Raw genomic sequence first — 23,661 nt, forward strand, 5'->3', positions numbered from 1 at the left:
TTTGCCCTACCGATAGAGTGGCCCAACCTAATTGATAAATGTCTTATCTTTCTCGGCTGGCTTTCGTAGCCTTTACGCAGATGGAGCAAGTTCTCCTAGAATTTTGAACTTGATGTGATTAATGGACAAATCTCCGAGAGAAACGCCCAAAGATTCGCCTATGGGTGCTCCTTGAACTCTGACGTTTTCAAACGAAACACCTTTCGCCATTTCAGCGTGGTACCAAGCCAAGCCCATAAAGAAACGAGTTGGGTAGGGGCCGCGATCGACTACATCATCTGGGTTGGATTCCATTGGTAGCCAACCAAATCCTGGGATGTAGAACTCAATCCAAACGTGATTGAAATCAGGTTCTAAAGGGACAAATTGGCGCTCAGCATAAGGTGGGCACTTGTAGCGACCCACAGTGCGGCAGGCAATTCCATTCAGGCGAGCCAACGCTAAAATTAAGCCCACATATTCCCCACAGGAACCAATGCCCCGCTCTAGCACAACATCGGGAGTGTCGATATGCGGTTTGATGCCATAGGACAGGCGATCGTAAACATAATTACGAATCTTCAAAACTCGGCGCAACAGATTGGTTTCTGTGCCGACTGCGGCTTGAGCAGCCCAACGAATGGGAGCTTTATCCATTGCCAACTCATCATCATCCACTAAGTAGCGAGCCTGAAACTCCGGCGATAACGCTGGAACATTCTCTACTTCACGCGGAGCAAGCTGATACTTAATACTCCACACTTCTAAAAGCGCCTTCCAGCCCAATAATCGCCGCTCCCCAGGCTTCAACGCAGCAAACTTAAATACTGCGACTCGTTGCCCATCGTGCAGTTCTTCTGTAAACGGCACCCCAATCGGTTCCACCTGCCTCACCTTTTGCCGATTAGTTTCCGCAGGCAGCGCAATCCGCCACTCCACGTTTTCTAAATGCACTTCCTCTAGCGGTTGCAGTTCCTCCACATAGGACATTTCAATTAAGTAGCCGTTGGAGAGGGCATAGCGCTTGTCTTCGTAATAGTGAAAGTGCAAGGGATGGATGAACGTGCGATCGCGAATGGCGAGTTCATGGGACGGGTCAGCATTGGGGTTGTCGCGGATATAAGGTTCTTCTCCCGCATAAGCGACATAAAGAATATCTTGGCCATTGGCAGGATGACGGTGAAAAGCCAAACCTGTGGGTTGATCGAAGGGGGTTAGGACACTGAAGCGAATCTCCCCAGTGCCGCGATCGAGACAGTAAACAGTTTGCTCAATGCGATCGCTGACCCAGAGTTCTTCGTCCCGCACCGTCAGGTGTTCGCTACCGACCCCCGGCGTAGGAAATCGGGTAATTTGCCGAGCCGTAGCCGCCTCAAAAATCACGATGTAACCGAGTTTTTGAGAACTCACATAAACAGTGGATTGCCAAACTGCCACGCCATCAATCTGGTACGGCAAAGTGACAAAGTGTTGCGGTGTCAGATCGCTCAGGGTGCAATAGTAAACGCTACTGCCTCGTGTAAACCAAAGTTTGTCCCCTTGAACCGCTAAACCCGTCGCATCTAAAAAGTCTGCCGTGTGATGTGCGTTTAGAATCTGCGTGTCGCCATTGGTCACAGTGACTTGGAGCAGATATCCCCGGACTGTATCCACTGCCAGCAAAGTGTCTTCCCAAAAACTTAACCCCTGGAGGGCATAAGTGCCAAAGGGACGAATGGTACTTAACCAAGGGTCGAGTGGTCCAATTACAGCAGTCAATGGTTGGAGAGAAGGGGGCGGTTCAAGCGGCATAGTTGCAGGTTTTCCAGCAATGGCCTCCTCATAATAAACAAAAGCCCTCCGGGCTGATCGTATCCCAGCCATACTCTCTGGACGGAATTTTGATCTCGTACTCCAGATACTTGTGTCCCGGTGGCCCACCAGCGGAGCATTTATCTTCAAGGTATGGTTGGCAATTTATGAATCAACGCGCACTATTACTAGTCAATCGGCAGGCTCGGCGGGGCCAGGAGGCCCTCACTCAAGCGATCGCTCACTTGCAAGGTTGGGGGCTAGATTTACTAGAAGAATCAACTGCTGATCCTCAGCAGCTACCTGATTTGATTCGTAGCTACCGCGATCGCGTCGATTTAGTCATTGTAGGTGGCGGGGACGGCACCATGAATGCCGTCACTGAAGGCTTGGTTGACACTCAGTTACCGCTTGGGATTTTGCCATTAGGCACGGCTAATGACCTAGCTCGGACACTCTGCATCCCCACAGACTTAGCTCAGGCGTGCCAAATTATTGCCGAAGGTCGGGTGCAACGGATTGATCTAGGTTGGGTGAATGGCAAATATTTTTTCAATGTTGCCAGCCTTGGCCTTAGCGTCCAAATCACTCAGCAGATGACTAAAGAAGTAAAGCGTCGTTGGGGTGTGTTCGCTTACTTAACGACTGCCCTTCGGGTCGTAAGACAATCTCAACCCTTTAGGGCCGAAATCCGCTGTCGGGGAGAATCTATCCCAGTGAAAACGGTACAAATTGCCGTGGGAAATGGTCGCTATTACGGTGGGGGCATGACTGTGGTGGAAGATGCCGCGATCGATGATAATCGGCTCGATTTGTATAGCTTAGAGATTCAAAATTGGTGGCAGATTATTCCTCTATTACCCGCCATGCGAGGCGGGCAGCACATTAAGTCGTCTAAGGTCCGGGCATTAGCTGGAAAAGAATTTGAAGTGCATACTCGCAGACCCCGTCCGATTAATACCGATGGTGAAATTACTACTTACACGCCAGCTACTTTTCGAGTCGTTCCCAAGGCGCTATCAGTTTTGGTTCCCAACTCCCCGACTCCGACAAGTTAAACCAGGAACGCGATTCTGTAGTTTGAGCGGCTGGGGGATCGCCGGAGAGCAATTCTGGCAGATCAAGCGCTGACCAGTTGAGGGGTTGCTCTTGCAAGGTGAGTTCTGGCATGCCTAAGCCATAGCCTTGACCAAAATCGACTCCTAGTTCCCGACAAAATTCTATATCTGCGATATCTTCTAGACCTTCGGCTAAAACTAAAATTCCCAGTTCGTGGGCTGAGTGGAGAAAGCTCTTGATTAGCACTTGCTGGAGGGCATGTTGGCTACAGCCATGCACCAGTTGGCGGTCGAGCTTAATTAAGTCCGGATAAAAGCCCGTAAAGTAGTGGTCAAACGAAACATTACCGCACAGATCATCCACGGCAATGCCAAATCCTTGCTCACGAATCCAAGGAACGAGTTCGCTCAACTCTGGGCAGTCCAGTAGAGCTTCTACTTCCGTCAATTCAAACACGATTTGCTGAGGTCGTAACCCTAAGTCAAAAACTTGTTGAAAGTTCTGCGCTAAGGCTTGGGGATTTTGAATAATAGCGTTCGGTAAAACGTTAATAAAAAAGGTTTGTTCAGTATTGAAGTTGGCGATCGCTTCTAAACAAGTTTTACGCGCAAGTTCATCAAACTCATGCACACATCGACTAGAGAGCGCAGCATCTACCAACTGCTTACCACTAAAAGCCGCTCCATTTTTACCAGTCGCTCTCGCTAAACACTCGTGCGCAATCACATTTCCAGAAGACAAGTTAAAAACAGGTTGATATTTGAAAAATAAAGTTTGATTAATTAGAACTTCAAAAAACCAACTGTATTTAATCGATGCCGTCAATGCACTGAGGGGTTGAGCATGGAGAAATTCAATCAGTAATCCTTCTGAGTTCAAGGGCGATCGCGTAAAGAAACAACGAGAAAGCAGTTGGCTCTCATCGGATACAGTCTGGCCAATTTGCAAGCAAACTTCGATCAACTGTTGATCGGTAACGGCCAAATAAAGCAGTTGAGGAATATTAGGAAGATTTTGAAACCCTAAGCCATGCAGGCACTGCTTCACCTCTGGGTTATGAGGTTGAATAATCAGCTTAAAGGAATTGGAGAGCACCGAGGTATCAATAGGGGACACAAACAAGGAACCTTTTTCTATCGCTGCTTAAATTTTAAGTAAAGGCGTTTCATTAAGGAATGATGAAGTAGCTGAATAATATCCCGCAAAATGCTGAGTCTGCCTTTGCAATCAAGACAAATTTATTACTTAACGTATCAGCTCATGTCTTACTGCTCAGCTAATTAATTGAATGCCCTGTTACTTTAAAACTTAAACGGAAATTATCTTTCCTGGCTTTAGAGCTTAGTAATTATTTACTGACAATTTATTCAATTCCTGTATTTTTCTATACTCTTTTTATACTTATGTTTTCCCAATGTTAGGGCTAGATGCTTTTAGACAAGGATTGGGCTGAGGATTAAAATTATTAAATTGGTATTAAAAGATTTACTTATCAAAAATTTGAATGTTGGGACGAGCCGAGTTACTCCAAGCTCAACCAATTCCCGATCGCTCAGGGTTTCGTGGCAAACACAGAGCTAGAACTGGAACGGGCTCAAAGTCGCTCAGATTGCGGTTACAACAGCCTAGGAGCAGATGGAAACCAAATTTAAGCACTATGATTAAGTGCTGTAGGCGTTGTTTTATTTCCCGTGACTCTATCCATGGCTTCAGATTCACCGCCAGACTCTGTTGTGGCTTGGCATACCCTAGAGGCTGAGAAAGCTCTAGAGGTTCTTCAAAGCGATCGCGAATCTGGCTTAACGACTCAACAGGTGACAGAGCGCTTAGCACAGTACGGCCCCAACGAGCTAGTTGAGTCTGCGGGCCGCAGTACCTTAGCCATCCTGTGGGATCAGTTCAAGAACATCATGTTGTTGATGCTGATGGGTGTTGCGGTCGTCTCTGCCATTTTGGATTTGCGTTCTGGTAGCTTCCCTAAAGACGCGATCGCCATTACCTCGATCGTTGTTTTGAACGCTATCTTGGGCTACGTGCAAGAAAGCCGGGCTGAAAAGGCTTTGGCTGCTCTCAAAAGTCTGGCCTCTCCTAGGGTTCGGGCGATCCGCGATGGCAAAATTGTTGAAGTCAGCTCAAAAGAGTTGGTTCCAGGCGACGTCATGCTGCTGGAAGCAGGGGTTCAGGTGTCTGCGGATGGCCGCCTCATAGAAGCATCAAATCTGCAAGTCCGAGAATCGGCTTTGACTGGGGAAGCTCAGCCAGCTACTAAGCACGCAGAAACTCACTTGCAGGAAGAAACACCTTTGGGCGATCGCCTCAACTTGGTCTTCCAGGGCACTGAGGTCGTCCAGGGGCGGGCTACTGTGCTAGTTACGAATACTGGCATGAAGACTGAGCTGGGCCACATTGCCACCATGCTTCAGTCTGTTGAGGCGCAGGAAACGCCTTTGCAAGAGCGCATGACCCAGTTGGGGAACGTCCTTGTAGGTGGTTCGCTCGTTCTAGTGGCTTTAGTCGTCATTGGTGGCGTCATACGAACCGGAAACTTTAGCACCTTTGAAGAATTGCTAGAAGTTTCTTTGAGTATGGCTGTTGCGGTGGTTCCCGAAGGCTTGCCTGCGGTGATCACGGTGACATTGGCCCTGGGGACGCAGCGCATGGTTCGTCGGCAAGCGCTGATTCGTAAATTGCCTGCGGTGGAAACCCTCGGTTCTGTCACCACCATCTGTTCCGATAAAACTGGAACACTGACTCAAAACAAGATGGTCGTGCAACTCGTCGATACTGAGCGTCATACTTTCCGGGTTTCTGGCAACGGTTACGATCCAGTCGGCGAGTTTCAGCTAGAGCAACAAGCTGTTTCCCCAGAGCAATACTTAGAGCTACAAACTTTATTAATTGCTTGTATTCTTTGCAACGACGCGACCTTGCAGTATGAGAAAGACCAATGGGTCATTTTTGGTGATCCCACCGAAGGAGCGTTGCTCACGTTAGGCGCAAAGGCAGGCGTTGACAAGGCAACTTGGGCTCGTAAATTGCCACGAGTTTCCGAGTTCCCCTTCTCGTCTGAGCGTAAGCGTATGAGCGTGATTTGCGAAGCGAGTGATTACCGACCCATTACGGCTACTGCGGCAGACCCAATTCAATATCTGATGTTTACCAAGGGGTCTCCAGAGTTGATTTTGGAACGCTGCACCCATATGCAGGTGGGCGATCGCTTAGAGCCGTTAAACGCAGAACAGCGAGCCGAAGTGCTAGACCAGAACAACCAAATGGCAGGTCGGGGTCTGCGCGTTTTAGGGTTTGCTTACAAACCCCTGGCAACTTTGCCTGCCGAAGGCTCCGATGCAGCCACCGAAAAAGGATTGATTTGGCTCGGTTTAGTAGGGATGCTGGACGCACCTAGACCCGAAGCCAAAGAAGCCGTTGCGCGTTGCCGAGCCGCAGGTATCCGTGTGGTGATGATTACAGGTGACCACCAACTGACCGCCCAAACCATTGCCCAAGAGCTAGGAATTGCCCAACCAGGCGATCGCGTGGTCAGTGGTCAAGAACTCGATCGCATGAGTTTACAGGAACTCGAAGATCAAGTCGATCAAGTCAGCGTTTATGCCCGCGTTTCACCTGAGCACAAACTACAAATTGTGCAAGCTCTGAAGCGGCGCGGTAGAGTCGTCGCCATGACCGGGGACGGCGTCAACGATGCTCCCGCCCTGAAGCAAGCCGACATTGGCATCGCCATGGGAATTACGGGTACTGATGTCAGCAAAGAAGCCAGCGACATGGTGCTGCTAGATGACAACTTTGCCACCATCGTGGCTGCGACTGAAGAAGGCCGCACCGTTTATACCAATATCCGCCGCTTTATCAAGTACATCTTGGGCAGCAACATTGGCGAAGTGCTCACCATTGCGGCAGCTCCCTTGATTGGTCTAGGAGGGGTTCCCCTTTCGCCGCTCCAAATCTTGTGGATGAACTTGGTGACGGATGGTTTACCCGCCTTGGCCCTTGCGGTTGAACCCCCAGAACCCAACGTCATGAATCGGCCTCCCCACGATCCCCAAGAAAGCATTTTTGCGCGGGGTTTGGGTTCCTACATGATCCGAGTGGGCATTGTTTTTGCCGTTCTAACCATTGCCCTGATGACTTGGGCCTACGGTTACACTCACGCACCTGGATACGATCGCTCACCTGATACTTGGAAAACAATGGTGTTTACCACCCTTTGCCTCGCGCAGATGGGCCACGCGATCGCCATCCGCTCCAATGTGCGTTTGACCATTGAGCTTAACCCCTTCTCAAATCCGTATCTCCTAGGAGCTGTGACGCTGACAACGATTCTGCAATTACTGCTAATCTATGTCCCACCGCTCCAAAACTTCTTTGACACCTTCTGGTTAAGTCCTTTGGAGTTAGCTATTTGTTTTGGCTTTAGTGCTTTGATGTTCACTTGGATCGAGCTAGAAAAGCTATTTCTCCGTTGGCAATCGGCTCGACGCGGTTAAACGCTCAGTCCAATTGCTATCCAATTGCTAAAAGTCTAATGGCTAAAGTTGTTGGCTAGGGTGGTATTGGGTAGGCAAAACCCAACTTACACCACTCCACAAATCTAATAGAGTGCAGTAGTAGGGGTGTGCTAAGGTGCGCCCCTACAATAATTTTGAGCGATCGCTTCCTCTGAGCTCATCGCCTATTGCCGACCGCTGACCGTGACTTATGTATCTCAAAAGTCTTCATCTGCGCCACTTTCGCAACTATTTGGATCAGCGGGTGGATTTCTCTGCTCCCAAAACTATCTTGGTCGGCAACAATGCCCAAGGTAAGTCCAACTTGTTGGAAGCAGTTGAGCTACTGGCAACTCTGCGATCGCACCGGGCTGGCCGCGATCGGGACTTGGTGCTAGAAGGAGAGACGATTGGTCAAGTTGCCGCCCTGCTGGAGCGGGACACTGGCCCCATTGACCTTACCCTCACCCTAAGAAGTAATGGTCGCCGCACCGTAGCGCTGAACAGCGAACCTTTACGTCGCCAGCTCGATTTTCTGGGCGTTCTCAATGCCGTAGAATTCTCCAGCTTGGATTTAGATTTGGTCCGGGGTGGACCGGAAAAGCGCCGAGCCTGGTTAGATGCCCTACTGACCCAATTAGAGCCGATCTACGCCCATATTTTGCAGCAATACAACCACATCTTGCGGCAACGCAACGCCCTGTTGAAGCAGCGGCAACAACGCACCCCAGAAGCCAGCTTGTTTTCTCCGCCGCCAGAGCCTACAGAAGCGATCGATGAACCAGGCACCTTGGAGTTGTGGAATACGCAGCTTGCCGCCGCAGGGTCTCGCGTGATTCGCCGCCGGGCGCGGGTTTTGGAGCGGCTAGCTCCTTTAGCTGAGAAATGGCACCAAGAAATTAGTGGTAGTACCGAGGTGTTGCAAGTTAGATATGCACCGAATGTGGTGTTGACCGAGGATGACCCCGCTCAGGTACAGCAAGCTTTTCTAGACAAAATTCAGCAGCGGGCGATCGCCGAACAGCACCAAGGCACTACCCTGGTTGGTCCGCACCGCGACGAAGTGGAGTTCACCATTAACCAAACGCCTGCTCGTCAATATGGTTCTCAAGGCCAGCAACGCACCTTAGTTTTAGCCTTGAAGTTAGCAGAACTCAAACTAATTGAAGAGGTTGTGGGGGAGCCCCCTCTGCTGTTATTAGATGACGTTTTAGCTGAGTTAGACCTGAATCGGCAAAATCAATTACTCGATGCCATTCAAGATCGGTTTCAAACCTTAATTACCACCACTCATCTCGGTTCTTTCGATGCCCAATGGCTAAATTCTTCACAAATCTTGGCAGTACGAGCAGGGCGGATTTCGCCGATCTAATGCAGGTAATCCTGATGCATCTGCTTCCACTTCGTAATCGTAATTACGACCTCTGTTGGCTGACTTATCCCATTTTATGAGCACGTTTCTAAGTGATAAAAGCTGTCATGGAGAACCATGAAATTAATCAATTAGGGTCTTCGCTACGGCAGATTAAGCAAACCTCAATTCGCTCGGGTGAGGCTGGTGTGGTTCGGCTGTGGTATCAGGGCGGAGAACCCTACTTCGACATTTTTTTTGAGCTACAAGACGACCACCTCCGCTGGTTTCAATTTACCTTACGAGGCAAATCTCTCTCTTGGAGCCAAAGAGCCAAAAATGTTCAAACAGGCACAACTGACGAACCTCGAATCAACGACACTACTTACTACTCGGGTAGCAAATTGATCCAAACAAATCACACGGTTGATCAAAATTTTGTGCAGTTAGTTCGAGCCATTTTGCAAACGAGAGCAGATGAAGCTGTATTTCAGCAAGCGATCGCCCTGCTGGACAGCCAAGCCCAAACTTGACCATCCAACTAATCCATGACTGCTTTATTCCAGCTTAAGGTTGCGTTAAGTACTGCGAGGAAATCTTCTCCGCCTTACCAGACGCGACTAATGCTTGGTAAATAAAAGCCGCAGCATCCGCCCGAGTTGCCTTTTCGTTAGGCTCTAAAACGTTTGGTCGCGGATGAGACACGGCTAAACCAGCCTGCGTTGCCGAGGCCACCGCACCCGTCGCATATTTAGGAATCTGCGCGGCATCTTGATAGGTTTGCAACACTTGGGTGGGGGCAGTAGAGCGAGGCAGTTCTAAGCCGCTTGCCAGAGCCACCAACGCTTGCACTCTTGGAATTTGTTGGGTGGGCTGAAAGATATTTTTGGGATAGCCTGCCAAAAAACCATTTCGAGACACTTCTTGAATCGCATCAGTGGCCCAAAAATCAGCAGCAACATCTTTGTAACTGACTGCTTGCTGTTTCGCTGGTTTATCGAAGGCTTTTTGCAGCATTGACGCATACTCTGCTCGCGTTACTGGAGCATCCGGGCGAAATGTACCATCCGGAAAACCGCTGATAATATCGCGCTGCACTAAAGCAGTAATAAAGGGATAAGCCCAATAATTTGCCTCAACGTCTGAGAAGCCCTCTGGCTCAGCGGTTGTTGGGGTGGGGCTGGGCGTTGGGGTAGCGGGTGCTCGGACCGCAAAGGGAACTGGCACTACATTAGGTTGGGCAGGCTCTGGTGCAGGTACGGTCGTTGGGACTGGCTGGTTGGGGGTTGGAGAGGGGGGCAATGCCCCTTCATCTGGGCTAGGGGATATCGTTGGCGTTGCAGTGGGTGTTGCAGACGGGGACGGAGTTGGGTCTAGAAGGCCGCCTAAGTTAAACCCTTGTCCTTCTCGGCCTAACGACCAAAACAAGATCCCGCCAATCACACTAAAGGCTAGAAAAATACCAATGAATTCATCAAATCCCAAGGGGTCTCTACGGGATGGCTGAGGATCAGGGGGCAACGAATTGGTCATCTTAACTCCAGCAACGCCAAATACGCGAAGTTTGGTTAGATTCTACGCCCAATTTATATCCTCGATCGCGCTGAGTGGCAATTAGCCACAAGTTAGAGAAAAAGTTTATCTAATTTCCCACAGATACCGAGCGAGAGGCGATCGCGAATTTTTCTACCTTGCTGGCGCTGTCACCTTCGTTCGCGGGGAGAGCGGGTTGAGTGGGAAAATGCTCGTCGAGAATGGTGGAAACAGTTTCTGGATGGATGCGGGTATAGCGAGTCTTGTCAGGCATCACAACCATAGTGGGGCCTGCCTTGCAATGCTTCATGCAGCCCGTCCCCTTAATGGTTACCTGATTGGTGAGGCCGCGATCGCCCAACTCCGACTCCAACGCCTGACACACTGCTCTGGCACCCCGCTTCATACAGTCTGATTTTTGGCAAACCAAAATTGTGGTTTTGCCTGGAGCAGGCATTGCTTTTTTGGAAGTTGCTGGAACCGCTTCGCCCGGTACAGCAGGGTAAATGGCGTAAGCTTTGAGTTTGGCAAATCCAGTTTTGGAATCCAGCTTTTTCTCGCCAGCCACTCGGATCCAATCGCCTAGGTTTAACACCTTACCTTCAGCAATAAACGAGGCCACGACGCTAGCTCGTGACTCCTTAGAGAGCTTGATGCAAACCTCGCCTTCAGGAGTAGCCACTCGGATGCGCTTGAACTTGTAGCCATCTTCCATCTCAAAACCCAGAAAGCGCCCTTCCAAGCTGAATTCTAGAACTTGACCGAATTTGGACTTACTCATGATGACATCCTAAGGTTTGATAGGTTTACGCTTTTCTCAAAAGGGGTAATGCAAAGTGCAAGGCAGTGAATTGAATATGAATATGAGTTTTCTAAGTTTAGTAAGTGTGATTGCTTATTAAATCTGCACAAATATTGATTGGCGGAAGAATTTAGGCTTTAAGTTGCCAACAGAGGTCTAACCAATCGATTAACTCACTACGAGCAGCAGTTAGATGCTGTATCACGCTACGGAGTTGAACCGCTTCTCCCACTGTCTGGACTTCTACCGACAAGGTGCCATCTCCAGCACACCAACACTGAACTCCTAGCTCTTGCAACCGTTGGTAAACTTGCCAGCGATCGCACCGGGACACCGTAACTACTTGGCCGACGGGGGAGTTCAGACTAGATTGGTTCATAAGGTGTCTTCCTAAATGCAAGAGATTCTTAGTTGCAAGCGCTAGAGAAGCCGAACAAATTAAAAGAGGTGCTGCAAAGGAGTCGCAAGTAGACATTTAATGGCGTCTGCTTTTGAGTAAATACGGATAGCAGCAGTGAAATTCCGTATTCCGATTAGGCGATCGCTAGCAGGTGATGAGCTTAGATTGCCCACAGAGGAGCTAATGTGATTGATCAGTTTCGTTAATGCATGGCTGGATCGGCTCACTAAGTCAGGGGCAAGACTCTAAATTATTGAGAATAATAGTCAATAATTTCGTTAAAAACAATATAACAAAAACTGTGTATTTGAAAACTCTTTTCATTAAGAATTCATCAGATCTGCTATCAAAGCCAGATTTGAGGCAAGCAAAAGCTGGGCAGTGAGGTCACTACCCGAGTTCGGCGATCGCTTGCAGAGACGCCTGAAGCGCTAGCCCAGCCTTGATCTGGAGCGTCAGCCCAGCTTTAGTGGGTCAGCTTTGGTTAGATAGATTAATGCTCAATGTCTAAATTCAATACGTAAGCGCCAAGCTGTACTTTTTCCGACCACAACTCATACTCAATCCGCAAATGGTGAGGTAGAGCCTGACCCTCTAGCTTGAGACTGCGGGTAAAGTTGCGCAACCGCATCTGACCGCTGCTACTGAGCAAGTCACTTTGCAACCAATAACGGCTCAAGCCGTAAACGCCTTGCTCCCAGAAGTGGCGATAGCTAAAGCGACCGTTGCCCTGCATAGTCATGATGACGCGATAGGGCGAAATTTCTAGCCACAGCAACCGAGGCGCAGGAGTGGCTGCCAACGTTTCTTGATCCGAAATCCCCACGCCTGTGGTGCCAGCATCTAGAGCTTCCAGATGGCCTTCTCGGTCTTGGAGCGTTGGTTCAGTTAGCAACAGGTGAAACCGTTCTTGGTCCTTCTGGTATAGAGTTGCAGCGGTATCAACTACAGACCAAATCGGCAGGTCTGTTGACACAAAAGATAAGCAAACAGGCTTGCGGTGATGCGTCAGCATGAAGTGTGAAGAGTGTGAGGAGGTGGCGATGTTTTCGGATAGCTACGAACAACTCAGCCTTAACATCTAAAGAAAGCGGTAGGATTACTACGCAGTTCTAGGTCAGTCTATCTCAATGCCAGCTCCGATCGTAACGTTGACAACCGCAGAAAATCAGCATCAGCTCACAATTGCCCAACCCAGCGCAGGTCTTGCTTTGCAGGGCCGGGTTCAAATTCCAGGCGACAAATCCATTTCCCACCGAGCCCTGATGTTAGGAGCTTTGGCCGAGGGAGAAACGCAAATCCAAGGGCTGCTGCTAGGCGAAGATCCTTGCAGTACAGCGAACTGCTTTCAGGCAATGGGAGCAGAAATCTCAGAGTTAAACACGGAGCTGGTGCGCGTGCGGGGGATTGGCCTAGGCAATCTGCGGGAGCCAATGGATGTCTTGAATGCGGGGAACTCTGGCACCACTCTGCGGTTGATGCTAGGCATTTTGGCCTCTCATCCCGATCGCTTTTTTACCGTGACAGGCGATAGCTCTTTGCGATCGCGCCCCATGTCCCGTGTCGTCAAGCCTTTGCAACAAATGGGTGCCCAAATTTGGGGTCGTCAAGGAGGAGCTTTAGCGCCTTTAGCAGTGCAAGGACAAGCCCTTAAACCCACCCACTATCACTCGCCCATTGCCTCAGCTCAGGTCAAGTCTTGCATTCTGCTGGCAGGACTCATGACTGAGGGCCAAACGACCGTTACCGAGCCTGCCCTCTCTCGCGACCACAGCGAACGCATGTTGCGGGCCTTTGGCGCTGAGTTGACGGTCGATCCAGAAACGAAGAGCGTCACGGTCACAGGCCCAGCACGGTTACAAGGACAAACCGTGATTGTTCCGGGTGATATTAGTTCTGCGGCATTTTGGCTAGTAGCAGGGGCGATCGTATCTGGTTCTGAGTTGTGGGTAGAGAACGTTGGGGTAAATCCCACACGCACGGGAGTTCTAGATGCTCTAGAAATGATGGGAGCCGACATCACTCTAGAAAATCAACGAATTGTAGCGGGCGAACCCGTGGCTGATTTGCATGTGCGGCATAGCAGCCTGAAAGCTTGTGAGATTAAAGGCGACATCATTCCCCGCTTAATTGATGAAATCCCAATTTTGGCCGTAGCTGCCGCCTTCGCTCAAGGCACCACCGTGATTCGGGATGCAGAGGAGCTACGGGTGAAAGAGAGCGATCGCATTGCCGTCATGGCAGCCCAGCTTAATCACATGGGAGCGCAAGTCACAGAGTTGCCCGATGGTTTAGAAATTACGGGAGGTGCTGCCCTCCAAGGTGCGGAAGTGGATAGCCACACCGATCATCGGATTGCCATGAGTTTAGCGATCGCAGCTTTAAACGCTACGGGCATCACCACCATCCACCGAGCTGAAGCAGCCGCCATTTCCTACCCCAACTTCACCAGCACTTTGCAGCAGATCTGCCACCCCTTGTAGCGCTTAATTCGCTATTGAGATTTGGCAAATTTGCTTAGTAGCCATTCAGCGATCTAGTTTGCAACCGCAGCGATCGCTTTTTTGTCATGGCTTGGACATCTCAGGTTCAACTGCTAAAAGTCGGTACTTGTTAACTTAGGGGGCTAATGGCTTGCTTCCTCTATTCTTTGCCTGCCTTTAAATCTTGAGGAGCTTCAGGAATCAAGCTGCCTTGCCTTGAATACTAGGGGAAGCGGCTATCTTGGACTCAAATTTAGGTTTTACGCTAGCTTGTTCCCGCTAGTCAGGCAGAGTTGCATGAAGTCAGCGAGCTAAAGCTGTGGTTTTCAAGCTGGAACAGAGGGGTAATTTTCCAGAAGTTGTAATTAAGCAAGGATTTTTAATCGGATGCTAGATCACCGAGTTTCTAGCCAAGTCAGCAAATCACTTGCAGCCTATTTAACAACTAACTAAATATCAGCTAAATTTACTTTTCATATCAATTTTCGCATCACAATAATAGCTATTAGTAACAGCTAGTAATCATCAAATTGGAAGTCTTAAGGATCATGGACTTCGGGCTTGATGATGCTAAAGGAACGCTTACGCATGATTCAGCTTTGATGGTTAGTTGGAGTTTTTAAAGCCATACTACGTAAGTACTCAGCAGCAAATCAGCACTTTCAGCCTCTGTATTGTTTAGGATGCAACTTCGGTTATCTACTGACATTATGTGAAAGGATTATGATGACGCCAAACCATAAATTTAATTCTTTTATAAGAAATAATTAGTTGAATCTACGGTTTTCACAAACCTAAATTTAGTCATCAGGATTCGTACTTATTTTGACAGTCGTCTAAAAACATCATGAAAAAAATTCTTGTAATTGAGGATGATCTCCCAGTTCGAGAAAACATCCTAGAACTATTAGAAGCCGAAGAGTTTGATGTCATTGGGGCAGAAAATGGTGCGGTAGGCGTGCAAATGGCTCGGAAACATCTACCAGACCTAATTCTTTGTGATGTGATGATGCCAGAGCTGGATGGTCATGGTGTGCTGACCACTTTACGGACCGATTCCGCCACAGCTGCGATTCCTTTCATCTTTTTGACAGCCAAAGCTGACAAAACTGACTTTCGCCAAGGCATGAATTTGGGAGCCGATGACTATTTGACCAAACCTTGCACTGCGGATGAGCTGCTAGGGGCGATCGCAGCACGCCTCCAAAAACAAGCCGCCGTCACCGAGCAGTACACCACCGCTTTGAATCAGGCGCAAGAGCAGCTCAATCAGTTAATTCGGCATGATAGCTTAACGGGCTTACCCAACCGCTTAGCCCTGCGAGAGCGATTTACGGAGATTTTGGCTCAAGCGAGCCAAGCGGGCCATCTAGTCACCATTCTGCTGATCCATCTGAATCGGTTTAATCGCATCAATGACAGCATGGGCTATCAAGTGGGGGACTTGCTGATTCAAACAATGGCGGAGCGGATTGTTGCTTGTCTGCAACCCATAGACAGCGTCATTCGCCTCAATCCAGAGCAATTTATTGTGATTCTGTCTCACTCCGAGCAAAATCAGGCGGCGGCAGTCGCCCAGCTCGTCCTAGACCGCCTATCTATTCCCTTTGTCTTGGAAGGACAGGAAATTTTTATCACGACCAGCATCGGTATTACTACTCGTAGCGACGCTGCTGACAATGTTGACCTGCTAATTAAGCAGGCTGATGCCGCCATGCAAACCGCGCAGAAACAGAGCGGCAACCACTATGAGTTTTATGCTTCTGGGATGACTGTCGGCTCTCTAAATCAGTTTCTGCTAGAAGCTAATTTGCGTCATGCCTTAGAGCGCTCAGAGTTTCAGGTTTACTACCAACCCAAGGTGAGCTTGGTCACGGGGGAAATTGTTGGAGCGGAAGCCTTAATTCGGTGGTTTTCTTCTAGTCAAGGCTTCGTCTCGCCTGTTGAGTTTATTCCTTTAGCTGAAGAAACAGGATTGATTGTGCCCTTAGATGAATGGGTGATGACAACAGTTTGTACCCAAGCTAAGCAATGGCAACTAGCCGATTTACCACCACTCCAGGTTGCAGTCAACTTGTCAGGTTTGCAATTTCACCAAACTGACCTCACGGAACGGGTAACCCAAATTTTGCAAAGAACTGAGCTGGAGCCGCAGTACCTAGAGCTTGAGCTGACTGAAAGTGTGATTATGCAAAATACCGATGCCACCATTAAAAAATTGGATCAGCTAAAAACGCTGGGAATTCAAATTGCCATTGATGACTTTGGGACTGGCTATTCTTCCTTGAGCTATTTAAAGCAGTTTTCCTTTGATACCCTCAAAATCGATCGCTGCTTTGTGCAAAATATTAGCTGTGATTCTAAAAATGCTGCCATTACCACTGCCATGATCCAGATGGCTCACGATCTTGACTTAAAAGTAATTGCAGAAGGCGTTGAGACCAACTCAGAGCTAGCTTTTTTACAGCAGCAAGCCTGTGATGAAATGCAAGGATATTTCTTTAGTCGGCCTGTTCCAGCTCCTGAGTTTGAGCAGTTACTCGTGACTGGTAAGCGGCTCGCTGATTAACGATTGGTATACCTGAGAGATTACTGAGCAAGTGGGAATACTGAAAGCAAGCTTCGGTGAATCCTAGGTTGGTAGCTTGCAGGGCATGTGGCAAAGGGTCAAAAATTTCTTCCTTAGTTTTCGCACTTATGCTGACCTCAGCCCTGATGTCAAAACTCGGCGGCAGGTGAATCGTTGGCTCCGCGATCGCCCTGCTCTAACATCAGATGAATGGTACGAGTATTTTTGGCAAGCCCGCCAAGTTTCACCCGCTGTCGCAACGTTTGCCTATATTTATTTAGAGCAGTATTCCGGTTTGCAAACGGCCAGAATCCTACCCAGCGATCGCTTAGAGGAAGACTTGCATTTGACCTTAGTTTGCTGGTTTGACTGGCACTTCACCCTTTGCGAAGATTTTGAGCAGCACTTGGGGGTGGGGATTGAGGACTACTTGGAAATGCAGGACCTCTCGACCGTTGAAGATTTTGTCATGTTCTTAAATCAGCAATTGCTCTCCGTGAATCACTCCTAAGTCAGGTGACGCTGATATGAGGTGTTGCCAACCTAGTAGAACGTCCCTTGAATCTCCTAATCTGCTTGTAAAGCTCAAGCATTCACCTTTAGGGTTATGTCACTCGCTGCCATTGTATTAGCCGGAGGTCAAAGCTCCCGGATGGGTCAAGACAAAGCCCTGATTCCGGTCCAGGGAGTACCACTGCTACGCCACGTTTGTGATGTTGCAGCCGAGTGCACTAACGAAATTTATGTAGTGACGCCTTGGCCACAGCGTTACCGTGAGCTATTGCCCAATACTTGTCGGTTTGTGCAAGAACGACCGCTGCATCAAGATATTCACCCCCAAGGCCCTTTAGTGGGATTTGCTCAAGGGTTAGCCCAGGTCCAAACAGATTGGGTTTTGTTGCTGGCTTGCGACCTGCCTCGGCTTAGGGGCGAAGTCTTGCAAGGTTGGGCGCAACAGTTAGATACAGTTCCAGAACTTGCGATCGCCTTTGTCCCGTACCATGCTCAAGGTTGGGACCCGCTGTGTGGGTTCTATCGCCGGAGTTGCTTGCCTCTCTTGAATGCTTTTATCAGCCGAGGCGGGCGATCGTTCCAACGGTGGCTAGACCACAATGAAGTGCAAGCCATTCCGGACGCTGACAAACACATGCTCTTTAACTGCAATACACCCAACGACTTAGCGGCTTTAAATTAAATGCGCCACCAGTAAGATGCCAATTTCTCAAGTGAATGGCTAAGCTCGGTTTAGATAGTAATATTTTTAACTAAGGAGCTTAACACTATGAGTATTGAGGATAGAGCTAAAGCTGTTGCTAAAAACATTGAAGGTAAAGTTCAAGAAGCAGTTGGCAATGTAACAGGCGATCCTAAAGACCTAGCCGAAGGACAGGCCAAACAGAATCAAGCCGCTGCTATGCACACGGTAGAAGACATGAAAGATCATGCTAAACGGCTGATCGATCATGCTTAATTTGCTCTTTTAGTAAGCTTAAACCTTGGTTTCGCTTCAGCAGAGTTCTAGTAATTCTGCTGATTTTTTATGTTAGTTGCTATCAGCAATCCCAGTCATTTGCCATTCTTGCAAAGCGATCGCTACTCCCTGCTTTAGTTCTAGTGATGCTTCTGGATCTGCTGCCAGGGTTTGTAATTTTTGATGAGTGATTTCAGGCGCTAATTGCTTTAGAGCTGCGATCGCGTGCAACTGCACTCCGATATCTGGCGTGGCCAATAGTTGAATCAAGGGTTCTACAGCAGCCAGTTCTCCTAACTGCCCTAAGCCGAGAGCGATCGCTTGTTGCGTGTGGGGTTGTTGCACAGCAGGGTGTTGGCTTGCTAAGGCTGCCAATAAAATTTCGACAGCTTGCGGTTTTAACTCAGGGGCTTCCACTCGGCCTAGGGCCGTGAGCACCGCTTGATAAACCTCTAGAGACTCTAGCTGCAACGCTTGGTGTAAGTAGTTCAAAGCTTCTGGATGTTGCATCCAACCCAAAGCTCGTACTGCTTCTAACTGAAGGACCGCAGGAGTGGCCGCAGATTGCAACACTTGCCACAAGGCGGCAGCGGCGGCGGGAGTCCCCAACCGCCCTAAGGAAGTAGCTGCTTGTTGACACACCGCTAAATTAAAATCCCACAGGCGATCGCGCAGGAGGGCTACCACATCAAGGTCAGGGGCTAAATCGGCTCGTAACGCTAAACCCGCCACAGCCTCTCGTCTGACTGTAGCCGCCACATCATTGAGAGCATTGGCCAAAATCGGCGCAATCTGTGGGTCATGAAAACTACTTAATGCTTCGATCGCAGTCGATCGCACCTCTACTTGTGGGTCCTCCACCACACTGGATAAGGGAGCAATGGTTTCACGGCTGCGAATCTGAGCTAAGGCTTGCACTGCCAACCCTCTGGATTGCTCGTCGGCTAGTAGTTCTGTTAAAGCGGCGATCGCATCAGGGCCAAAACTTGCCAAGGTAGTGGCGGCAATTTCACTCAACTCTTCCGCTTCTGTATCCTCGGATTGCAGCAACTGCACCAAGATTTTGATGACTGCTGGATGGTTGAACTGACCTAGAATTCGGATTGCAAACCAACGCAGTTCGACCTCGGCTGCGTCGTCTTGCACAATCTCGATCAACGGTGCAATTAACCAATCTACACTTTGCCCAATCTGACCAACCGCTGCGGCTAAGGTAGGAAACACTTTGGCTAGATCCCAGCGCGATTGGAAGTCTCCCGTCGCGAGAGCCGCGATCGCCAAATCTAGAATTTGCTTTAGCGCTGCTACTGTTGGCCCATTTTCCTCAGCTTGAGGAGTCGTTTTTACAGCAGCAGAGAATTGTTGCAAATACTGATTCAGTAGCGGCCAATCGGCTTGTTGTGCCGCAGCCTGAGCTTTTTCCAAAACCTCTAACATTGGCAAATCGGGGGTGTTAATACTTTCACTAAAATCTATACTTTCACTAAAACTGTATCTCCCTCCAGCTTTGTCTCGTAAGTTTTGAGCGGCTCTGTCGCAGGTCCTTGCAACACTTTGCCATCCGTACCAAATTTAGAATCATGGCAAAGACAAACAAAAACTTTCTGCTCGGCTTGCCAGTCTACGAGACAGGCCTTGTGAGTACAGCTAGCATTGACTGCGGCTAAAGTGTCAGGGCTATCTGGATTACGCACCACAAGCAAAGGCCCCGAAACAAACTTCTGATCGCCCAACTGACCTTTCTGGTCTAAAGTCGCCACAGTTCCTACAGGTTGAAAACCATCTGCACGAGCAACCGCGCCTGAATTGACCGCAGGAGTGGATGCTGTTTCGTTGGAAGTTGTGGTCGTTTTGTTAGAACAAGCTGCGATCGCCACTGGCAAAGAACTGGCAATTCCACCAACGCCAACCCAAGTTAAAAAAGTACGACGATCCATGTTCAGTCTATAGAAGTTCTGCTCGTTCAATTGTCGCATAAGGCTCCAAATCAGTTCCTGCACTAACGATCACGGGAGTTTTCAGCCTCCTAACTGCCTAAAAAATCTACCTGAACATGCTTTGTGAATAGTACGGATTGCACCAGGATTATGCAGTTTTTGTATATTTGATTACCTTTTTTGGTTCATTGAGCTAATACAAGAACCGCATAAATTAATTAAAAAATAAGTAATTTTTTCCAAGCAGATTGTGTTTTTAGCTCAACTCAGTTTTTTTCAAACTGTCTCGAATGATGCAAATTCTCAGAAAACTGTATAGAAAACAACTTTTGATAAGCATGGGATTCATGCAGTAATTGCATTGATTGATGATTTTTGTAGTTAAAGATACAAATCTTCTTTCTATGCAGAAGTTACATAAACATAGATTTTGCAGCTAGAGATACACTTTCAAATTCAAAGTCAAAGATTTTGATTTGAAATTAAATATCCTGGCTCAAAGCAGCTTTAGAAGGACTTGATTATGACGAAAGAAGCGATCGCGACTATTATTAGTGCTGCCCGCACCAAAGCAGAACTGGTTGAAAACAGCTTGCCTAAATTCCTAGTTCTATCTGTATTGGCAGGAATTTATGTCGGCTTTGGAGTGATGCTGGTTTTTTCCATCGGCGCACCCTTGCATGCGGCTGGGTCACCCGCGGTTAAAGCTTTAATGGGAGCCTCATTTGCGGTCGCTTTGTCATTAGTTATTTTTGCTGGGTCCGAACTATTCACTGGCAATCATATGTTCATGACAATTGCCAGTCTCGCCAAACAAGTTACCTGGAAAGACACTTGGAAAGTCTTGGGAATCAGCTTTATTGGTAACTTGGCTGGCTCTCTGCTGCTAGCCCTGCTCTTGGTTCAATCTGGGCTTTTGGCTAAAGGACCGATCAAGAATTTTGTTTTAGAAGCTGTGGCTGGAAAAATGCAGGCTCCCTTTATGGAGCTATTTTTTCGCGGCATTCTTTGCAACATTTTGGTTTGTTTAGCCATTTGGATGGCCGCTAAGACTAAAGAGGATATCGCGAAGTTGGTGTTGATCTTCTGGTGTCTGTTTGCCTTCGTGGGGGCAGGGTTTGAACACAGCGTCGCCAACATGACCCTAATGGGATTAGGTCTCTTTATCCCCCATGATCCTGAGCAAATTTCTTGGATCGGATACGTCAAAAACCTGATTCCTGTCTCTCTGGGTAACTGGGTCGGCGGCGCTTGCCTGGTTGGAGCCTCTTACTGGTATGTAGGCAGCGATCGCCCATCTCGCAAAACCAAAAAAGCTAAAAAGTTGGAATCAGTGCCCAGTTTTGAAACTTGGGAAACAGAACCTAGAGAGAAAACAACTTATTAATTGCTTAAGCGAACTCATTCTCCTAGTTAAAGAGCTTATCCAGACTATTTGGGTAGGCTTTTATTTTTTGAAACAGCACCTATTAATCAGGTCTTTTGTATCCTTTGTTGCAAAATCAAATGTTTTTTAGATCGTTTGAAATTAACGAGTTATGTCAAAACAGCATGACTTACATGCAAGTGTTTCATATATAGAAACATTTTGTAACTATAGATACGAATTCACTAGCTAAGTACTCATAACCTTAGCTGGTAAGAAACGTTAAACGGCAAATTACATTGAATTCATCTGAATTCAAACCTTGCTTAAAGCCAGCAGTGACACGGGTAGATTCATGACAACCGCAGCAACCAATCCAGCGACTGGAAGCAATAAATTTGAGAAACTCAAAGCTGAAAAAGACGGTTTAGAGGTCAAAAAAGAACTTGATCGCTTTGCTCAAATTGGCTGGGAAGCGATGGATGAAACCGATCGCGACTACCGCCTCAAATGGTTGGGTGTGTTCTTCCGACCTGTCACTCCTGGCAAGTTTATGTTGCGGATGCGGATTCCCAACGGCATCCTCACTAGCGGCCAAGTCCGAGTCCTCGGCGAAGTACTCCAGCGCTATGGCGAAGATGGCACTGGTGACATCACCACTCGGCAAAATATTCAGTTGCGCGGCATCCGCATCGAAGATTTACCCGATATCTTCCGTCGCTTCGAGGAAGCGGGCCTCACCAGTATCCAGTCTGGCATGGACAACGTCCGCAACATTACAGGCTCTCCCGTTGCAGGGATTGATGCAGACGAGTTAATCGACACTCGCGGCATCGTCCGTAAAGTGCAGGACATGATCACCAATAACGGTGAAGGCAATCCCTCCTTTACCAACCTGCCTCGGAAATTCAACATTGCGATCGCGGGCTGCCGAGATAACTCAGTCCACGCGGAAATCAACGACATCGCCTTTGTCCCCGCCTACAAAAACAACAACCTAGGCTTCAATGTTTTAGTCGGTGGCTTCTTCTCCGCCAAACGTTGCGAAGCAGCAATCCCCATGAATGTCTGGGTTGATCCCCGCGATGTGGTGGCTCTGTGTGAAGCGATTCTCTTGGTCTATCGCAACCACGGTCTACGGGCCAATCGCCAAAAAGCGCGCTTGATGTGGCTGATTGATGAGTGGGGTCTCGACAAGTTCCGCTCAGAAGTTGAGCAACAAATGGGTCATGCGCTCCAGACGGCTGCTCCCAAAGATGAGATTGTCTGGGATAAGCGTGACCATGTCGGCATTCACGCTCAGAAGCAACCCGGACTAAATTATGTGGGGCTACATGTTCCGGTAGGCCGCCTCTACGCCCAAGATATGTTCGACTTAGCGCGTCTCGCCGAAGTCTATGGCAGTGGAGAGGTTCGCCTCAGTGTTGAACAAAATGTGATTGTTCCCAATATTCCTGATTCTCGCTTAGGCCCCTTCCTGAAAGAACCTCTGCTGCAACGCTTTACCGCTGATCCTGCGCCGCTCTCGCGATCGCTGGTTTCCTGCACGGGGTCCCAGTTCTGCAACTTTGCCCTGATTGAAACCAAGAACCGCGCCGCAGCCCTAATTCAAGAATTGGATTCAGAACTCTCTTTGCCGAAATCGGTGCGGATTCACTGGACAGGTTGCCCCAACTCCTGCGGTCAACCTCAAGTGGCTGACATTGGCCTCATGGGGACTAAAGTTCGCAAAGATGGCAAAACGGTGGAAGGCGTAGACCTCTACATGGGTGGCAAGGTTGGCAAACATGCCGTCTTAGGCACCTGTGTACAGAAATCCATTCCTTGCGAAGATCTCAAACCATTTCTCACGAATCTCCTGATCCAAAACTTTGGCGCTCAAATCCGCACGACTCCCCTAAAAACTTCTGCTCAAATTCAATTTTCTGTAGAAGATGAGGTAGTTGCTAGCCCGGTTGCGGCTGTCAATGTCCCTGCGGCATCCAGCTATCAACCTGTGGCAGTGGCAACGCCAGTTCCCTCAGCTCCCCCTGCTCCTCCCGCTCAACCTGCGATCGCTAGCTTTGCTAAGTCTGGCAAAGAAGTTGCTTGCACAGAAGCAGATACGTTATTGGATGTGGCAACTCAAGCAGGAGTAGAGCTAGATAGCAGTTGTCAGGCGGGTACCTGTGGCACTTGCAAGCAAAAACTGCTGGAAGGACAAGTGCGATATGAAGGTGAACCGGATGCATTGGATGCCAGTGAGCAAGCAGCAGGTTGGATTCTGACCTGTATTGCTCATCCCATCGGCAAGGTTGTGATTGATGCTTGATTAGCCGTTGTTTTCCTCACTGCCTCTCGCTCAATCACGGTGATAACCGAGAGGCACATTGAGGGAGCGATCCCTGCTCGCACCCCAAGCCTCACATCCCCCAG

At 48.7% G+C, this 23,661-nt stretch carries 19 protein-coding genes; 11 read left to right on the plus strand and 8 right to left on the minus strand.

The window, feature by feature from the left end; all coding sequences use genetic code 11:
* Window positions 1–72 precede the first annotated feature (72 nt).
* On the minus strand, window positions 73–1,770 hold the full coding sequence (locus H6F72_RS19935) for a transglutaminase family protein (protein WP_190439681.1): 1,698 nt from the start codon (window positions 1,768–1,770) through the stop codon (window positions 73–75).
* A 167-nt stretch (window positions 1,771–1,937) separates the two neighbouring features.
* On the opposite strand from H6F72_RS19935, the gene H6F72_RS19940 reads away from it, so the two are divergent.
* Window positions 1,938–2,828, plus strand: a complete 891-nt coding sequence (locus tag H6F72_RS19940; protein WP_190439685.1) for a lipid kinase — start codon at window positions 1,938–1,940, stop codon at window positions 2,826–2,828.
* Here H6F72_RS19940 and H6F72_RS19945 read toward each other — a convergent pair.
* Window positions 2,761–3,945, minus strand: coding sequence for an EAL domain-containing protein (locus H6F72_RS19945; protein ID WP_190439687.1), 1,185 nt, complete (start codon window positions 3,943–3,945; stop codon window positions 2,761–2,763). The genes H6F72_RS19940 and H6F72_RS19945 overlap by 68 nt on opposite strands.
* Before the next feature lie 587 nt (window positions 3,946–4,532).
* Here H6F72_RS19945 and H6F72_RS19950 point away from each other — a divergent pair.
* From H6F72_RS19950 to H6F72_RS19960, 3 genes are all read left to right on the plus strand, one after another.
* Window positions 4,533–7,334, plus strand: coding sequence for a cation-translocating P-type ATPase (locus tag H6F72_RS19950; RefSeq protein ID WP_190439688.1), 2,802 nt, complete (start codon window positions 4,533–4,535; stop codon window positions 7,332–7,334).
* A 211-nt stretch (window positions 7,335–7,545) separates the two neighbouring features.
* Entirely contained in the window at window positions 7,546–8,706 is a 1,161-nt protein-coding gene (gene recF, locus H6F72_RS19955; protein ID WP_190439690.1) for a DNA replication/repair protein RecF, read from the plus strand.
* Window positions 8,707–8,813: 107 nt separating this feature from the next.
* Window positions 8,814–9,218 carry a hypothetical protein gene (locus H6F72_RS19960; protein ID WP_199299184.1) on the plus strand — a complete coding sequence of 135 codons (405 nt, stop codon included), beginning with the start codon at window positions 8,814–8,816 and terminating at the stop codon, window positions 9,216–9,218.
* Window positions 9,219–9,252: 34 nt separating this feature from the next.
* Here H6F72_RS19960 and H6F72_RS19965 read toward each other — a convergent pair whose 3' ends face one another.
* The 4 genes from H6F72_RS19965 to H6F72_RS19980 form a co-directional block, all read right to left on the minus strand.
* Window positions 9,253–10,218 carry an S-layer homology domain-containing protein gene (locus H6F72_RS19965; RefSeq protein ID WP_190439692.1) on the minus strand — a complete coding sequence of 322 codons (966 nt, stop codon included), beginning with the start codon at window positions 10,216–10,218 and terminating at the stop codon, window positions 9,253–9,255.
* Between the two features lie 109 nt (window positions 10,219–10,327).
* Window positions 10,328–10,999 carry a ferredoxin gene (locus tag H6F72_RS19970; RefSeq protein WP_190439695.1) on the minus strand — a complete coding sequence of 224 codons (672 nt, stop codon included), beginning with the start codon at window positions 10,997–10,999 and terminating at the stop codon, window positions 10,328–10,330.
* Window positions 11,000–11,150: 151 nt separating this feature from the next.
* On the minus strand, window positions 11,151–11,399 hold the full coding sequence (locus tag H6F72_RS19975) for an Asr1405/Asl0597 family protein (protein ID WP_190439699.1): 249 nt from the start codon (window positions 11,397–11,399) through the stop codon (window positions 11,151–11,153).
* 514 nt (window positions 11,400–11,913) lie between these two features.
* Window positions 11,914–12,396: a hypothetical protein gene (locus H6F72_RS19980; protein ID WP_313930183.1), complete on the minus strand. Its 483-nt coding sequence runs from the start codon at window positions 12,394–12,396 to the stop codon at window positions 11,914–11,916.
* A 154-nt stretch (window positions 12,397–12,550) separates the two neighbouring features.
* On the opposite strand from H6F72_RS19980, the gene aroA reads away from it, so the two are divergent.
* From aroA to H6F72_RS20005, 5 genes are all read left to right on the plus strand, one after another.
* Window positions 12,551–13,903 carry a 3-phosphoshikimate 1-carboxyvinyltransferase gene (gene aroA / locus H6F72_RS19985; protein WP_190439704.1) on the plus strand — a complete coding sequence of 451 codons (1,353 nt, stop codon included), beginning with the start codon at window positions 12,551–12,553 and terminating at the stop codon, window positions 13,901–13,903.
* Between the two features lie 847 nt (window positions 13,904–14,750).
* Entirely contained in the window at window positions 14,751–16,472 is a 1,722-nt protein-coding gene (locus tag H6F72_RS19990; protein WP_190439706.1) for a GGDEF domain-containing response regulator, read from the plus strand.
* Between the two features lie 85 nt (window positions 16,473–16,557).
* A complete protein-coding gene (locus tag H6F72_RS19995) occupies window positions 16,558–16,983 on the plus strand; it encodes a hypothetical protein (protein WP_190439708.1) in 426 nt (141 codons plus the stop codon).
* 96 nt (window positions 16,984–17,079) lie between these two features.
* Window positions 17,080–17,667, plus strand: coding sequence for a molybdenum cofactor guanylyltransferase (locus tag H6F72_RS20000; RefSeq protein ID WP_190439710.1), 588 nt, complete (start codon window positions 17,080–17,082; stop codon window positions 17,665–17,667).
* An 87-nt stretch (window positions 17,668–17,754) separates the two neighbouring features.
* The gene (locus H6F72_RS20005) at window positions 17,755–17,943 is read left to right on the plus strand and encodes a CsbD family protein (RefSeq protein WP_190439712.1); all 189 of its coding nucleotides are present in this window, start codon (window positions 17,755–17,757) and stop codon (window positions 17,941–17,943) included.
* 72 nt (window positions 17,944–18,015) lie between these two features.
* Here H6F72_RS20005 and H6F72_RS20010 read toward each other — a convergent pair whose 3' ends face one another.
* Both H6F72_RS20010 and H6F72_RS20015 read right to left on the minus strand, forming a co-directional pair.
* Window positions 18,016–19,380: a HEAT repeat domain-containing protein gene (locus tag H6F72_RS20010; RefSeq protein ID WP_190439714.1), complete on the minus strand. Its 1,365-nt coding sequence runs from the start codon at window positions 19,378–19,380 to the stop codon at window positions 18,016–18,018.
* 35 nt (window positions 19,381–19,415) lie between these two features.
* Window positions 19,416–19,880 (minus strand): ubiquinol-cytochrome c reductase iron-sulfur subunit, encoded by a 465-nt coding sequence (locus H6F72_RS20015; protein WP_190439718.1) that lies wholly within the window; start codon window positions 19,878–19,880, stop codon window positions 19,416–19,418.
* A 523-nt stretch (window positions 19,881–20,403) separates the two neighbouring features.
* On the opposite strand from H6F72_RS20015, the gene H6F72_RS20020 reads away from it, so the two are divergent.
* Window positions 20,404–21,267 carry a formate/nitrite transporter family protein gene (locus H6F72_RS20020; RefSeq protein WP_190439721.1) on the plus strand — a complete coding sequence of 288 codons (864 nt, stop codon included), beginning with the start codon at window positions 20,404–20,406 and terminating at the stop codon, window positions 21,265–21,267.
* Between the two features lie 334 nt (window positions 21,268–21,601).
* Window positions 21,602–23,557: a ferredoxin--nitrite reductase gene (locus H6F72_RS20025; RefSeq protein ID WP_190439722.1), complete on the plus strand. Its 1,956-nt coding sequence runs from the start codon at window positions 21,602–21,604 to the stop codon at window positions 23,555–23,557.
* Window positions 23,558–23,661 lie beyond the last annotated feature (104 nt).

The organism is Trichocoleus sp. FACHB-46, assembly GCF_014695385.1.
In the GTDB taxonomy this organism is placed as follows: domain Bacteria; phylum Cyanobacteriota; class Cyanobacteriia; order FACHB-46; family FACHB-46; genus Trichocoleus.

Excerpts from the sequence above, each read along its gene's own strand:
- H6F72_RS20005 (WP_190439712.1), top strand. The coding sequence starts at position 17,755 with ATGAGTATTGAGGATAGAGCTAAAGCTGTTGCTAAAAACATTGAAGGT.
- recF (WP_190439690.1), top strand. The coding sequence starts at position 7,546 with ATGTATCTCAAAAGTCTTCATCTGCGCCACTTTCGCAACTATTTGGAT.
- aroA (WP_190439704.1), top strand. The coding sequence starts at position 12,551 with ATGCCAGCTCCGATCGTAACGTTGACAACCGCAGAAAATCAGCATCAG.
- H6F72_RS19995 (WP_190439708.1), top strand. The coding sequence starts at position 16,558 with ATGTGGCAAAGGGTCAAAAATTTCTTCCTTAGTTTTCGCACTTATGCT.
- H6F72_RS19960 (WP_199299184.1), top strand. The coding sequence starts at position 8,814 with ATGGAGAACCATGAAATTAATCAATTAGGGTCTTCGCTACGGCAGATT.
- H6F72_RS19990 (WP_190439706.1), top strand. The coding sequence starts at position 14,751 with ATGAAAAAAATTCTTGTAATTGAGGATGATCTCCCAGTTCGAGAAAAC.
- H6F72_RS19970 (WP_190439695.1), bottom strand. The coding sequence starts at position 10,999 with ATGAGTAAGTCCAAATTCGGTCAAGTTCTAGAATTCAGCTTGGAAGGG.
- H6F72_RS19940 (WP_190439685.1), top strand. The coding sequence starts at position 1,938 with ATGAATCAACGCGCACTATTACTAGTCAATCGGCAGGCTCGGCGGGGC.
- H6F72_RS19965 (WP_190439692.1), bottom strand. The coding sequence starts at position 10,218 with ATGACCAATTCGTTGCCCCCTGATCCTCAGCCATCCCGTAGAGACCCC.
- H6F72_RS19950 (WP_190439688.1), top strand. The coding sequence starts at position 4,533 with ATGGCTTCAGATTCACCGCCAGACTCTGTTGTGGCTTGGCATACCCTA.
- H6F72_RS20015 (WP_190439718.1), bottom strand. The coding sequence starts at position 19,880 with ATGGATCGTCGTACTTTTTTAACTTGGGTTGGCGTTGGTGGAATTGCC.
- H6F72_RS19975 (WP_190439699.1), bottom strand. The coding sequence starts at position 11,399 with ATGAACCAATCTAGTCTGAACTCCCCCGTCGGCCAAGTAGTTACGGTG.
- H6F72_RS20020 (WP_190439721.1), top strand. The coding sequence starts at position 20,404 with ATGACGAAAGAAGCGATCGCGACTATTATTAGTGCTGCCCGCACCAAA.
- H6F72_RS20025 (WP_190439722.1), top strand. The coding sequence starts at position 21,602 with ATGACAACCGCAGCAACCAATCCAGCGACTGGAAGCAATAAATTTGAG.
- H6F72_RS19935 (WP_190439681.1), bottom strand. The coding sequence starts at position 1,770 with ATGCCGCTTGAACCGCCCCCTTCTCTCCAACCATTGACTGCTGTAATT.
- H6F72_RS20000 (WP_190439710.1), top strand. The coding sequence starts at position 17,080 with ATGTCACTCGCTGCCATTGTATTAGCCGGAGGTCAAAGCTCCCGGATG.
- H6F72_RS20010 (WP_190439714.1), bottom strand. The coding sequence starts at position 19,380 with ATGTTAGAGGTTTTGGAAAAAGCTCAGGCTGCGGCACAACAAGCCGAT.